Origin of the sequence: Streptomyces prasinopilosus (assembly GCF_001419695.1) — a bacterium.
Classification (GTDB): Bacteria; Actinomycetota; Actinomycetes; order Streptomycetales; family Streptomycetaceae; genus Streptomyces; species Streptomyces prasinopilosus.
This window is the reverse complement of sequence record NZ_LIRG01000384.1, coordinates 18,997-33,075: the sequence shown is the minus strand read 5'-3', so window position 1 is coordinate 33,075 and position 14,079 is coordinate 18,997. Positions and strand designations below refer to the sequence as shown.

At 72.9% G+C, this 14,079-nt stretch carries 7 protein-coding genes and 1 pseudogene; all 8 read left to right on the top strand.

Annotated elements, in window-relative coordinates; translation table 11 throughout:
- Window positions 1–497: 497 nt before the first annotated feature.
- The 8 genes and pseudogenes from AOK18_RS17045 (at window position 498) to AOK18_RS17015 (ending at window position 14,024) form a co-directional block, all read left to right on the top strand.
- Window positions 498–2,903, top strand: coding sequence for a sodium-translocating pyrophosphatase (locus AOK18_RS17045; RefSeq protein ID WP_055694935.1), 2,406 nt, complete (start codon window positions 498–500; stop codon window positions 2,901–2,903).
- Between the two features lie 193 nt (window positions 2,904–3,096).
- The gene (locus tag AOK18_RS17040; RefSeq protein WP_055694934.1) at window positions 3,097–3,690 is read left to right on the top strand and encodes a hypothetical protein; all 594 of its coding nucleotides are present in this window, start codon (window positions 3,097–3,099) and stop codon (window positions 3,688–3,690) included.
- 116 nt (window positions 3,691–3,806) lie between these two features.
- Window positions 3,807–4,087 (top strand): annotated as a pseudogene (locus tag AOK18_RS34405) (DUF7059 domain-containing protein); the annotation flags it as partial.
- A 2-nt stretch (window positions 4,088–4,089) separates the two neighbouring features.
- Window positions 4,090–5,166, top strand: a 1,077-nt coding sequence (locus tag AOK18_RS17035) for a methyltransferase (RefSeq protein ID WP_240503211.1), incomplete at its 5' end; no start/stop codon positions are given.
- 484 nt (window positions 5,167–5,650) lie between these two features.
- Complete coding sequence (locus tag AOK18_RS17030) at window positions 5,651–5,848, top strand: hypothetical protein (protein ID WP_055572563.1); 198 nt, start codon at window positions 5,651–5,653, stop codon at window positions 5,846–5,848.
- 257 nt (window positions 5,849–6,105) lie between these two features.
- Complete coding sequence (gene topA / locus AOK18_RS17025; protein ID WP_055694933.1) at window positions 6,106–9,030, top strand: type I DNA topoisomerase; 2,925 nt, start codon at window positions 6,106–6,108, stop codon at window positions 9,028–9,030.
- 229 nt (window positions 9,031–9,259) lie between these two features.
- Window positions 9,260–12,553, top strand: coding sequence for a dTMP kinase (tmk, locus tag AOK18_RS17020; RefSeq protein WP_055694932.1), 3,294 nt, complete (start codon window positions 9,260–9,262; stop codon window positions 12,551–12,553).
- Window positions 12,554–12,818: 265 nt separating this feature from the next.
- Window positions 12,819–14,024, top strand: coding sequence for a DNA polymerase III subunit delta' (locus AOK18_RS17015; RefSeq protein WP_055572566.1), 1,206 nt, complete (start codon window positions 12,819–12,821; stop codon window positions 14,022–14,024).
- Window positions 14,025–14,079: the final 55 nt, after the last annotated feature.

Here is a 14,079-nt window from a genome sequence, read left to right as displayed (position 1 = left end):
CCACCCGGCTGTGCGCGCGTCACCCGATGCGCCGGCTTCACCCGAACGCCCGCACGGGGCGAAGGACCCCACCCATGGGGTCCTTCGCCCCGTGCGGGCGTTCTCGCCCGCGCCTACAGTGGTCCCTGCCCGGCCACCCCCGTCGAACGGCCCCCGCGGGAACGGCCCGGTGCGAGTGCTTCGGTGTGAGCGCTCCGATGCGAACGCTCCCGTGCGAGCGGTCCGCGGTACCGTTCACCGAGTGAATTGATTCACGATCGATCGGATGATCGAAACGGTTTCCGCTCGATCACCGAAAGGATCATTCGTCTGATCAGGTGAATGATCCCGTCGAATGCCCCAGTGGCATTACGGATTCCGGTCCCGAGGCCGCCGGTGATCATTGTGCGAAGAGCATGTGCGGCCATTTACATTTAACGCACTCTGTTTTGATCAGGTCCCTGGTACCTACAATCCCGTCCACATCTTGAGCTCAGCCCAAGCGTCAAGGAGGACGAATGGCGGGGCTTTCCCTCTCACATCAGCCGGGCCAACCCATCTCCCTCGCGGCCGCCGTGCTGACCGACGGCAACCGTGTGCTCGTGGTGGTCATCGGGGTCGTAGCACTGGCGGCACTGGCCGTCGCGGGGGTCCTGGTGCGCCAGGTCCTCGCGGCCGGCGAGGGCACCGAGAAAATGAAGGAGATCGCCGCGGCGGTCCAGGAGGGCGCGAACGCCTATCTGGCCCGCCAACTGCGCACGCTCGGCGTATTCGCCGCCGTCGTGTTCTTCCTGCTCCTGCTGCTCCCCGCCGACGACTGGAATCAACGCGCCGGACGATCGGTGTTCTTCCTGATCGGCGCGGCGTTCTCGGCGGCCACCGGATACATCGGCATGTGGCTCGCCGTCCGCAGCAATGTGCGGGTCGCCGCGGCGGCCCGCGAGGCGACACCGGCTCCCGGAGAGCCGGAAAAGGACCTCACCGCCGTCTCGCACAAAGCGATGAAGATCGCTTTTCGCACGGGCGGCGTGGTCGGCATGTTCACCGTCGGGCTCGGCCTGCTGGGCGCCGCCTGCGTGGTGCTCGTGTACGCGGCCGACGCGCCGAAGGTCCTCGAGGGCTTCGGGCTCGGGGCCGCGCTGATCGCGATGTTCATGCGGGTGGGCGGCGGCATCTTCACCAAGGCCGCCGACGTCGGCGCCGACCTGGTCGGCAAGGTCGAGAAGGGCATTCCGGAGGACGATCCGCGCAATGCCGCGACCATCGCCGACAACGTGGGCGACAACGTCGGCGACTGCGCGGGCATGGCGGCCGACCTGTTCGAGTCGTACGCCGTGACGCTGGTGGCCGCGCTGATCCTGGGCTCGGCCGCGTTCGGCGACGCCGGACTGGCCTTCCCGCTGCTCGTGCCCGCGATCGGCGTCCTCACCGCGATGATCGGCATCTTCGCGGTGGCCCCCAGACGCGCCGACCGCAGCGGCATGAGCGCGATCAACCGCGGTTTCTTCATCTCCGCGGTGATCTCGCTCGTCCTGGTCGCGGTCGCCGTGTACAGCTATCTGCCGTCGTCGTACGCAGACCTCGACGGCGTCACCGACGCGGCGGTCCTGGGCAAGGACGGCGACCCGAGGATCCTCGCGCTCGTCGCGGTGGCCATCGGCATCGTGCTCGCCGCCCTGATCCAGCAGCTCACCGGCTACTTCACCGAGACCACCCGGCGTCCCGTCAAGGACATCGGGAAGACCTCGCTCACCGGCCCGGCCACCGTCATTCTCGCCGGGATCTCCCTCGGGCTCGAATCGGCCGTCTACACCGCCCTGCTGATCGGCCTCGGCGTGTACGGGGCGTTCCTGCTCGGCGGCACGTCGATCATGCTGGCGCTGTTCGCGGTGGCGCTGGCCGGCACCGGCCTGCTCACCACGGTCGGTGTGATCGTCGCGATGGACACCTTCGGGCCGGTCTCCGACAACGCCCAGGGCATCGCCGAGATGTCCGGCGACGTCGAGGGCGCCGGCGCCCAGGTGCTCACCGACCTGGACGCCGTCGGCAACACGACCAAGGCCATCACCAAGGGCATCGCCATCGCCACCGCGGTCCTCGCGGCGGCGGCCCTGTTCGGCTCCTACCGCGACGCCATCACCACCGGCGCGCGGGACGTGGGCGAACGGCTCAGCGGTGAGGGTGCGCCGCTGAGCCTGATGATGGACATCTCGCAGCCCAACAACCTCGTCGGGCTCGTCGCGGGCGCGGCGGTCGTCTTCCTCTTCTCGGGGCTGGCGATCAACGCGGTGTCCCGTTCGGCGGGTTCGGTGGTCTTCGAGGTGCGGCGGCAGTTCCGCGAGAAGCCCGGGATCATGGACTACAGCGAGAAGCCGGAGTACGGCAAGGTCGTCGACATCTGCACCAAGGACGCCCTGCGCGAACTCGCCACGCCCGGTCTGCTGGCCGTGATGGCCCCCATCTTCATCGGGTTCACGCTCGGCGTCGGGGCGCTCGGCGCCTTCCTGGCGGGCGCGATCGGCTCGGGCACGCTCATGGCGGTGTTCCTCGCCAACTCCGGCGGCGCCTGGGACAACGCCAAGAAACTCGTCGAGGACGGCCACCACGGGGGCAAGGGGAGCGAGGCCCACGAGGCGACCATCATCGGCGACACCGTCGGCGACCCCTTCAAGGACACCGCGGGGCCGGCCATCAACCCGCTGCTGAAGGTGATGAACCTGGTGGCGCTGCTCATCGCGCCCGCGGTCATCCAGTTCTCCTACGGCGCGGACCGGAACGTCGGCGCGCGGGTGCTGGTCGCGGTCCTCGCCCTGGCGGTGATCGTCGGTTCGGTGTACGTGTCCAAACGGCGCGGGATCGCCATGGGCGACGAAGGCGATGCCGAACCGGACTCCAGAACGGCCGATCCGGCGGTGGTTTCGTAGGAGGGCCCCGGGACCGGAACAAGGTGCGGGCGGGCGGCGCGCGGTGACGACGCGTCGCCCGCCCGCGCCGTGCGGTGCGCGCCCCTGTCGTGAGCCTTCTCTCGATGGTGCAAATGGCTTCAAAAGTGATCTTAGCGGACGTTCGACGGGGAGATGTCGCGCATCCGGCGTGTATGTTCCGGGGCCGGGAGCCATGGAAGGGGCCGATCCGGTGAACAAGAAGCTCGCGGCCGCGCTGTCCGGCGGCGCGGTACTGGTACTGGCGCTGACGGGATGCGGCAGCAGTGACGACGACAACGAGAAGCTGAACTCCTGGGCGGACCAGGTCTGCGGGGCGGTGCAGCCGCAGGCGAAGAAGATCCAGGCCGCCAACGCCGCGATCCAGAAGGAGACCTCGGACAACAGCACCCCGGAAGAGGTCCAAAAGACCGACTCGAAGGCCTTCCAGGACATGTCCGACGCCTACAAGGCGATCGGTGCGGCCGTGACCAGGGCCGGGGCGCCGGACGTCGAGAACGGCGAGAAGAAGCAGACGGACGCGGTCAAGGAGCTCAACGGCATCTCCGCTTCGTACGCCTCCCTGAAGAAGCAGGTCGACGGGCTCGACACGGACGACCAGGCGAAGTTCGCCGACGGCCTGAAGGACATCGCCGCCGAGCTGGACAAGCTCAGCAAGAGCGGCAACGACGCCCTCGAGACGCTGGAGGAGGGCGAGGTCGGAGAGGCGATGGCCCGGCAGCCCAGCTGCCGGACGGCCACCGGTTCGGCGCCGGCCACGACGGGCTGACGGTGCGACGGCGCACGGCCGCCCCCACTCCCGCGGCCCCGTGACCGCGGCGGCCGCCGGGGCGTGCGCGACGGGCACGACACGCGCGGGGTGAGGGCGGCGGCCACAATGGGGGTGTGAGTAACCCCGGCCTGCCGCCCCTGCCCTCGTCCGACCGTCCCGACACCGCCGCCCGCCTCCGGGACGCGCTGCTCGGGGCATCCTTCACCGCTGACGGGCTGCTCGAACTGCTCGGCGCCCCCGCGTACGCGGCGCTGGCCCGCAGCGAGACCGTGCCCGCCTTCCGGGCCACGCGCGGGGACGGCCCGCTGGAGACCCTCGTACGCCTGTTCCTGCTGCAGCAACCCGTGCCGTACGCGCGCGTGGCGGACGTGCTGCCCGCCGACGCCTGCCTGGANNGGCGTCGGCGGGGCGTCCACGACCCTGGCCGGCATCACCGTCCGCACGCCCGTCGCCTCCGCGCTCGACCTGGGCACCGGTTCCGGCATCCAGGCGCTGCACGCCACCCGGCACGCCACGCGCGTGACGGCCACCGACGTCAACCCGCGCGCGCTGCACATCGCCGCGCTCACCCTGGCCCTCTCCGGGGTCCCGGCCGCCGACCTGCGGGAGGGGTCGCTGTTCGAGCCGGTCCGCGCGGACGAGAAGTACGACCTGATCGTGTCCAACCCGCCCTTCGTGATCTCGCCGGGCGCGCGGCTCACCTACCGCGACGGCGGGATGGGCGGGGACGACCTGTGCCGCACGCTCGTCCAGGAGGCGGGGGAGCGGCTCGGCGACGGCGGGTTCGCGCAGTTCCTCGCCAACTGGCAGCACGTCGAGGGGGAGGACTGGCAGGACAGGCTCAGGTCGTGGGTGCCCCGGGGGTGCGACGCCTGGATCGTGCAGCGCGAGGTGCAGGACGTCAACCAGTACACCGAGCTGTGGCTGCGGGACGCCGGAGACCACCGCGGTGACACGGCCGAGTACCGGGCGCGGTACGACGCCTGGCTGGACGAGTTCGAGGCGCGCGGCGTGAAGGCGGTCGGCTTCGGCTGGATCACGCTGCGCAGGTCGGGCGGCGACCGGCCCTCGATCACGGTGGAGGAGTGGTCGCATCCGGTCGAGCAGCCGCTCGGGGACACCGTGCGGGCCCACTTCGAGCGGCTCGACCACCTCCGCGCGCACGACGACGCGGCCCTGCTCGAAGCGCGCTTCAGGCTGGCCGCCGGGGTGGTGCAGGAGCAGGTCGGGCTGCCCGGCGCGGAGGATCCGGAACACGTGGTGCTGCGCCAGAACCGGGGGATGCGCCGGGCCACCCGGGTGGACACCGTCGGCGCCGGCTTCGCCGGTGTGAGCGACGGCACGATGAGCGCGGGCCGCATCCTCGACGCCATCGCCCAACTGCTCGGTGAGGACCCGGTCCTGCTGCGCGACCGCACGCCGTCCCAGATCCGGCTGCTCGTGGAGCAGGGCTTCCTGGAGCCGGTGAAGTGACGGGACGGGCCTGCCGGACCCGTCAGGCCGACCGGGTCCGCCGGGCCCCTCGGGCCTGCCGGGCCGGCGGGAGCGGCCGGGGCTGCCGGTCCTGAGGCCGGTCCAGGGGGACGTCGGTCTGAGGCCGGTCCGGGGGCTGCCGGTCCTGAGGCCGGTCCGGGAATGCGGATCCCGGGGCCGCTTCAGGGGCCCGCGTCCCGGGGCCGGTGGGACGCGTGGGTCCCGGAGGCGGACGGAGGCGCCCGCGCCCCAGCCGGGGCGCGGGCACGGGGATCCGGGGCGGCGAAGGCGCGGCGGGGGACCGGGAGGGCGACGGGTCCGCCGGCTTCCGCATCGTTTCGGACCTCCCCGCCGAGGGCCGGCCGCCGGGGCCCCGGTCCCCGTCGCCCCCGCGTTCACTTCCGGTTCGCCTTCCCGCCGTCCGCGCGTGCGAGCCTCACCCCGGACCCGGCGTCGGCGACCGGGAAGAAGGGCTCGGGAGACCATGGAGAACGGACCGGCGATCTTCGCGGGGTTGGTGTTCTGCCTGTTCGGAGGCGGACTGTCGGCCTGGATCGCGACCAGCGTCCACAGGCGTCGCCCGGTGGCCCAGGGTGTGGATCCGGCCGTCTCGGCCACCGTCGCGAGCCTCGTCTCGCTGGCCTCCCTCGTCGTCGGGGTGTGGTGCCTCACCCGCCTCTGAGCGCCACGGGCGCACAGGGGATTTCGGCGGCCGGGGGGTCGCGCTCCGCAGACGGGCGGGCAGGGTCTGGACGGTCCGGGCGGCAGGAACGGTGCAAGTCGGGTTACCGTTCGAGTGGCCGTTGCGGGCTTTTCCCGTTTGACACGGGGGCGGGAGGTACCGTCACACTCCGCAGCGTCACGAACCGTGAATGCAGACCCGACCCCGGGACGAGAGCCCGGGGAGACCCCAGCGTCGATCCGGAGAGAAGAGCGAAGTTGTCCCCGACCAGCGAGACCGCGAAGGGCGGCCGCCGACTCGTCATCGTCGAGTCGCCTGCCAAGGCGAAGACGATCAAGGGCTATCTCGGCCCTGGCTACATCGTCGAGGCGAGCGTCGGGCACATTCGCGACCTTCCCAACGGCGCCGCGGAGGTGCCCGAGAAGTACACCGGTGAGGTCCGCCGCCTCGGTGTGGACGTCGACCACGACTTCCAGCCGATCTATGTGGTCAACGCCGACAAGCGGGCCCAGGTCAAGAAGCTCAAGGACCTGCTGAAGGAGTCCGACGAACTCTTCCTCGCCACCGATGAGGACCGCGAGGGCGAGGCCATCGCCTGGCACCTGCAGGAAGTGCTCAAGCCGAAGATCCCGGTCAAGCGGATGGTCTTCCACGAGATCACCAAGGACGCGATCCGCGCGGCCGTGGCCAACCCGCGCCAGCTCAACCAGAAGCTGGTCGACGCCCAGGAGACCCGCCGCATCCTCGACCGCCTCTACGGCTACGAGGTCTCGCCGGTCCTGTGGAAGAAGGTCATGCCCCGGCTGTCCGCCGGCCGCGTCCAGTCCGTCGCCACCCGGCTCGTCGTCGAGCGGGAACGCGAGCGCATCGCGTTCCGCTCCGCCGAGTACTGGGACCTGACCGGCACCTTCTCGCCCGTCTCCGGCTTCGCTCCGGCGGGCCGCGCCGGGGACGCCTCCGACCCGTCCTCGCTGCTCGCCCGCCTGCAGACCGTCGACGGCCGGCGCGTCGCACAGGGCCGCGACTTCGACTCCCTGGGCCGGCTGAAGAGCGCGAACACCCTCCAGCTCGACGAGGTGAACGCCCGCGCCCTGGCCGCCGCCCTGGAGAACACCCGGTTCTCCGTACGGTCCGTCGAGTCCAAGCCGTACCGCCGCTCGCCGTACGCCCCGTTCCGCACGACGACGCTGCAGCAGGAGGCGAGCCGCAAGCTCGGCTTCGGCGCGAAGGCCACGATGCAGGTCGCGCAGAAGCTGTACGAGAACGGCTACATCACCTACATGCGCACGGACTCGACGACGCTGAGCGGGACGGCGGTCGCTGCCGCCCGCGCCCAGGTCACGCAGTTGTACGGCGCCGACTACCTGCCGCCGCAGCCGCGCACCTACGCCGGGAAGGTGAAGAACGCGCAGGAGGCGCACGAGGCGATCCGCCCCTCCGGCGACCGCTTCCGCACCCCCGCCGAGACCGGCCTGACCGGCGACCAGTTCCGGCTCTACGAACTGATCTGGAAGCGGACCGTCGCCTCCCAGATGAAGGACGCCACCGGCAACTCGGTCACCGTGAAGATCGGCGGCACGGCGGCCGACGGCCGGGACGTCGAGTTCACCGCGTCCGGCAAGACCATCACCTTCCACGGCTTCCTGAAGGCCTACGTCGAGGGCGCGGACGACCCGAACGCCGAACTCGACGACCGCGAGCGCCGGCTGCCCGAGGTCGCCGAGGGCGACGCCCTCACCGCCGAGGAGATCACGGCCGACGGCCACGCCACCAAGCCCCCGGCCCGTTACACCGAGGCGTCGCTGGTCAAGGAGCTGGAGGAGCGGGAGATCGGCCGCCCGTCGACGTACGCGTCGATCATCGGCACGATCCTCGACCGCGGCTACGTGTTCAAGAAGGGCACGGCCCTCGTGCCGTCCTTCCTCTCCTTCGCCGTCGTCAACCTGCTGGAGAAGCACTTCGGCCGGCTCGTCGACTACGACTTCACCGCCAAGATGGAGGACGACCTCGACCGCATCGCGCGCGGCGAGGCGCAGTCCGTGCCGTGGCTGAAGCGGTTCTACTTCGGTGAGGCGGCTCCCGACGGCGGCCCCGTCCCGGGCCACACCGGCGGCGCGGCCGAGGCGGGCAACGGCGACGGGGACCACCTCGGCGGCCTCAAGGAACTGGTGACCGACCTGGGCGCGATCGACGCGCGCGAGGTGTCGTCGTTCCCGGTGGGCGACGGCATCGTGCTGCGGGTCGGGCGTTACGGCCCGTACATCGAGCGCGGGGAGAAGGACGCGGAGGGCCACCAGCGGGCCGACATCCCGACCGACCTGGCGCCGGACGAGCTGACCGTCGAACTGGCCGAGGAACTGCTCGCCGAGCCGAGCGGCGACCGCGAGCTGGGCACCGATCCGGCGACCGGCCACGAGATCGTCGCCAAGAAGGGCCGCTACGGTCCGTACGTCACGGAGGTCCTCCCCGAGGGCACCCCGAAGACCGGCAAGAACGCGGTCAAGCCGCGCACGGCCTCCCTCTTCAAGTCGATGTCCCTGGACACGGTGACGCTCGACGACGCGCTGAAGCTGATGTCGCTGCCGCGCGTGGTCGGCGCCGACGCCGAAGGCGTGGAGATCACCGCGCAGAACGGCAGGTACGGGCCGTACCTGAAGAAGGGCACCGACTCGCGGTCGCTGCAGTCCGAGGAGCAGCTCTTCACGATCACGCTGGAGGAGGCGCTGGCGATCTACGCCCAGCCCAAGCAGCGGGGCCGGGCCGCGGCCAAGCCGCCGCTGAAGGAGCTGGGCGAGGACCCGGTCAGCGGCAGGCCGGTCGTGGTGAAGGACGGCCGCTTCGGCCCGTACGTCACCGACGGCGAGACCAACGCGACCCTGCGTTCCGGCGACAGCGTCGAGACGATCACCCAGGAGCGCGGGTTCGAGCTGCTCGCCGAGAAGCGCGCCAAGGGGCCCGCGAAGAAGACGGCCAAGAAGGCCCCGGCCAAGTCGGCCGCCAAGAAGACCGCGGCCAAGAAGGCCCCGGCGAAGAAGACCGCGGCCGCCAAGAAGACCGCGGCGAAGAAGACGACGGCGGCGAAGAAGACGGCGTCCGCGTCCACGGCCGCGGCCACGGCCACGAAGGCCGCCGCCGCGAAGAAGACGACGGCCGCTTCGAACGGTGCCGGAGCCGAGGGCTGAGGGTTTTTCAGGACCTGATGGGGGTACGCGAGTTCCCGGGGCCACCAGGCGCCCCGGGGCTCCGGCGGATCGTCCGCTGAGCCCGGGGACCCCCGGGACCTGCCCGTTCTCCGGTGTGGATCTTCACGGGGGTTCGGAATGCGAACGTCTCGGCAACACTTCGGTGTCAGGGCGTGTGCATGTCAGGGCGGAAGTCCGAGGTGCCGGTACGGGCCGATAGGCTGAACGCATGACGCGATCCGAGCCGCCAACGGCCCCTCAAACGGCCCCCGACGACGCCCTGGTCGCGGACTCCCGCAAGCGCGCGGTCCGTGCCCTGCTGCGTCGCCCGCAGCTGAAACGCCTCTGGAGCGCGCAGCTCGTGGGGGGTGTCGGCGATGTCCTCGCCCTCCTGGTGCTGGTGCTCCTCGCTCTCCAGGCGGCGGTCGCCGAAGGATCGTTCGGCGGCGGCTACCGGGGCGCCGCGTTCGCAGTGGCGACCGTTTTCGGGGTGCGGATCCTCGCGACGCTGCTGTTCGGCGCCGTCCTGCTCGGCCCGCTCACCTCGCTCACCTCCCCCGGCGGCCCCCTGGACCGCCGCTGGACCATGGTCGCCGCGGACGGACTGCGGGCGGCCCTGCTCATCGTCGCGCCGCTGTGGATCGACTGGACGCCCGACCGGGCACTCGCCCTGCTCCTCGTCACCGCCTTCGTGACGTCGGTCGCCGAGCGGTTCTGGACGGTCTGCCGCGAGAGCGCGGCGCCCGCGCTGCTGCCCGCCCCGCCCCTGGAGGGGGCGACGGTACGGCCCCTGCCGGACCACCTGGACGCGCTGCGCCGCCTGTCGCTGCGCACGGGCTTCGTGGCGGTGCCGGCCGCGGCCCTCGTCCTCGTCGTCGCGGGACTCCTCAACAACCTGCTGGGCACGGGCATCGCCTGGTTCGACCAGCACCAGGCGGCGCTCGCCTCGTACGTCGCGGCCGGACTGTTCGCCGCGTCGCTGTCCATGGTGACGTTCCTCGAACTGCCCGGTACGCGCACCCCGCGCCCGCGGTCGCCGCTGGAGGGCCTGCGCCGCCCGAAGAGCACCACCGGCTCCGGCCCGGACAGGGGCCGCACCGGCGCCCTGCCGCTGCTGGTGCTCGCCTCCGCGTCCGTGGCCGCCGCGGTGTCGGCCGCCGTCGCGGTGTTCGTGCTGCACGCCAAGGACCTCGGCGGCGGGCCCGTGCTGTACGGCCTGCTGGTGGCCGCGCTGACCGGCGGTGTCGTCGTCGGCATACGGACGGCGCCGTCCCTGCTGCCGTCGCTGTCGCGGCGCCGGCTGCTCGCGCTGGCGCTCGCCTGCACCGGCGTCGCGCTGCTCGCCGCCGGACTCGTACCGGACGTCACCAGCGTGCTGCTGATCGCCGCGCTGGCCGGCGTCGGCGCGGGCACGGCGGCCAACACCGGGCACACCCTGCTCGACCAGGAGACCGAGGACCAGCGGCGGGCCCGGACGACGGAGCACCTGCACGCGGTGGTCCGCGTCTTCGTGGCCCTCGGCGCCCTGCTCGCCCCGCTGGTGGCCGCGGCCGTCGGACCGCACCGGCTGGAGAGCGGCCGGTTCGTCTTCGCGCACGGCGGTGCCGCGTTCACCCTGATGCTGGTGGGCGCGCTGCTGCTGCCGGTGGCCGCGCTCGTCCTGGCCAAGGTCGACGACCGTTCCGGGGTGCCGCTGCGCCACGACCTGAGGGACGCGCTGCTCGGCGGCGACGACCCCGGGCCCGCGGTCGCGGGCACCGGCTTCTTCATCGCCCTGGAGGGCGGCGACGGGGCCGGGAAGTCCACCCAGGCCGAGGCGCTCGCCGAGTGGATCCGGAACAAGGGCCACGAAGTCGTGCTCACGCGCGAGCCGGGGGCGACGCCGGTCGGCAAGCGGCTGCGGTCGATCCTGCTGGACGTCTCGAGCGCCGGGCTGTCCCACCGCGCGGAGGCCCTGCTGTACGCGGCGGACCGCGCCGAACACATCGACACGGTCGTACGGCCCGCCCTGGAGCGCGGCGCGGTCGTCATCTCGGACCGGTACATCGACTCCTCGGTGGCCTACCAGGGTGCCGGACGCGACCTGTCGCCGACCGAGATCGCCCGCATCAACCGCTGGGCCACCGACGGCCTCGTACCGCACCTCACCGTGCTCCTGGACGTGGCGCCGGAAACCGCGCGCGAGCGATTCACTGAGGCGCCGGACCGGCTGGAGTCGGAGCCCGCCGAGTTCCACGCGCGCGTGCGGGCCGGTTTCCTCACGCTGGCCGCGGCCGACCCCGGCCGGTACCTGGTCGTCGACGCCGGCCGGGAACCGGAGGCGGTCACCACGGTGATCCGGCACCGGCTCGACCAGGTGCTGCCGCTCTCCGAGGCCGAGGCCAGGGCCATCGAGGAAGCCCGGCGCAAGGCCGAGGAGGAGGCCCGCCGCAAGGCGGAGGAGGAAGCGGCGCGCAAGGCCGAGGAGGAGCGCCTGGAGCGCGAGCGCCAGGAACAGCTGGCGCGGCTGCGTGCCGAGGAGGAGGAGCGCAAGCGGCGCGAGCTGGAGGAGGCGCAGCGGCGCGAGGCCGAGCGGCAGGCGGAGGAGGCGCGGCAGCGCGCCGAGGAGGCCGCCCGCCGTGCCGAGGAGGAGCGGCAGCGGCTCCTCGCCGAGGAGAAGGCGCGCGCGGAGGAGGAGGCCCGCCGCAAGGCGGAGGAGGAGCGCCGCCGCAAGCAGGCCGAGGAGGAGGAGCGGCTGCGCGCCGAGGCCGAGGCGCTGCGCCTGGAGAAGCAGCGCAAGGCCGAGGAGGCACTGCGGCGGGCCGAGGAGGCCCGGCGCCTCGCGGAGCGGGCCGCGGCCGCGGCGGAGGCGGGCCCCGCCACGGTGAGCTGGGCCGACGCGGCGCGTGGTGCGGACGCGTCGAGCGGACCGGACGCCCCGCGAGGAACGGGTGCGTCCGGCAGTGCGGACGCGTCCGGTGCTCCGGGCACGTCCGGTGGTGCGGACGCGCGGAGCGGGTCGGCCCCGGCGGACGGGACGGCGGTGCCGCCCGGGACGACGGGTGACGCGGCCGGAGAGGACGGACGGCCGGCTTCCGGCGGGTCCTCGAACCGGTTCCGCAAGGACGGGCGCGACTCCGCGTGGGCCGGCGGCGGGGGACGGTCCGACGGGGGCAGGTCCTCCGGGCTGTCCGAGGCCGAGGTGACCACCGAGCTGCCGCAGGTGTCGGTCGCACCGGGGGCGGCCGACGAGACCGAGGTGCTGCCGGCCGTCCCGCCGCCGAGCGACACGGAGGAGACGGCGGTGCTCCCCGCGATCACCCGGGACGACGACGAGGTGGCCAGCACGCGCGAGCTGCCCCGCGTCGACCTGGAGAACATGCCGGACCGGCGCAGGCAGCGCTCGGACTGGGCCGAGGAGACCCCGCTGGACGACCTGCCGACCCTGGCCGACGAACTGCTGGGCCCGCGCGACGACGAGCGGGGCGAGCCGGGCGGACCCGACGAGGGCGGCCGGGGCAAGGGCAAGGGGCGGCGCCGCTGACACGAGCGGCGGTGCACCGGGGTGCCGGCACTGGGCGGGGGCGGAACGACGGCCCCCGCCCGGTGCCGTTCCCGGAGCCTGCCCCGCGACCGGTCCCGGACTGTCGGTGGTCACCCCCACAATGGACGCGGGCGGTGACTCCGGCCGCCGGAACCGGCCGCCGGAACCGGCCGCCGGAACCGGCCGGTGGACAATGAACGGCGGACGCGATGTACGCGGCGGACGCGATGTACGTGATGGACGTGACGGAAGGGCGGCGTGACCCGTGACCGTGTGGGACGACCTCGTCGGGCAGCAGCGGGTGAGCGACCAGCTCGCCGCCGCCGCGCGGGACGCCGATGCCCTCGTCACGGCCGCGGCGGCCGACGGCCCGCCGCCGGAGGCGTCGAGGATGACCCACGCGTGGCTGTTCACCGGACCGCCCGGCGCGGGGCGCAACCGGGCGGCGCGCGCCTTCGCCGCCGCCCTCCAGTGCGTCAGCCCCGACCGCGCGCTCGGCGGATCCCCGGGCTGCGGATTCTGCGACGGCTGCCACACCGCCCTGATCGGCACCCACGCCGACGTGAGCACGATCGCCGCCGTCGGCGCGATGATCCTGGTGCGCGACATGCGCGACACCGTCCGCAAGTCGTTCACCGCACCGGCGAACGGCCGCTGGCAGGTGATCCTCGTCGAGGACGCCGAACGGCTGAACGAGAGTTCCGCCAACGCCGTCCTCAAGGCGGTGGAGGAGCCCGCGCCCCGCACGGTCTGGCTGCTCTGCGCCCCCTCCGTCGAGGACGTCCTGCCGACGATCCGCTCCCGCTGCCGCCACCTCAACCTGAGCACGCCCTCCGTGGAGGCCGTGGCCGACCTGCTCGTACGCCGTGAGGGCATCGAACCGGACGTCGCCGCCGCCGCGGCCCGCGCCACCCAGGGGCACGTCGACCGGGCCCGCCGGCTGGCCACCGACCCGGCCGCCCGCGAGCGCCGTGCCGCCGTGCTGAAGCTGCCGCTGCGCGTCGAGGACGTCGGGAGCGCGCTCAAGGCGGCCCAGGAACTCGTCGACGCCGCCGCCGAGGACGCCAAACAGCTCGCCGAGGAGAGGGACACCAAGGAGACCGACGAGCTGAAGGCGGCGCTCGGCGCGGCCCAGGGCGGCCGGCTGCCGCGCGGCACCGCGGGCGTGGTCAAGGAACTGGAGGACATGCAGAAGCGCCGCAGGACGCGCACCCAGCGGGACAGCCTCGACGTGGCCCTGACCGACCTCACCGGCTTCTACCGCGACGTCCTCGCCCTCCAGTTCGGCTCCCGCACCGCCCTCGCCAACACGGACGCGGAGGACGCCCTGGAGCGCCTGGCCCGGGGCAGTTCCCCCGAATCCACGCTCCGCCGCCTCGAGGCCATCGCCGCCTGCCGCGACGCCCTCGACCGCAACGTGGCCCCGCTCCTGGCGGTGGAGGCGATGACGATGGCCCTCAGAGCGGGCTGACCCGGCCCTACGCCCCCGACCCGACGCCCCCGACGCCGATCCGACGAGCCCGGCC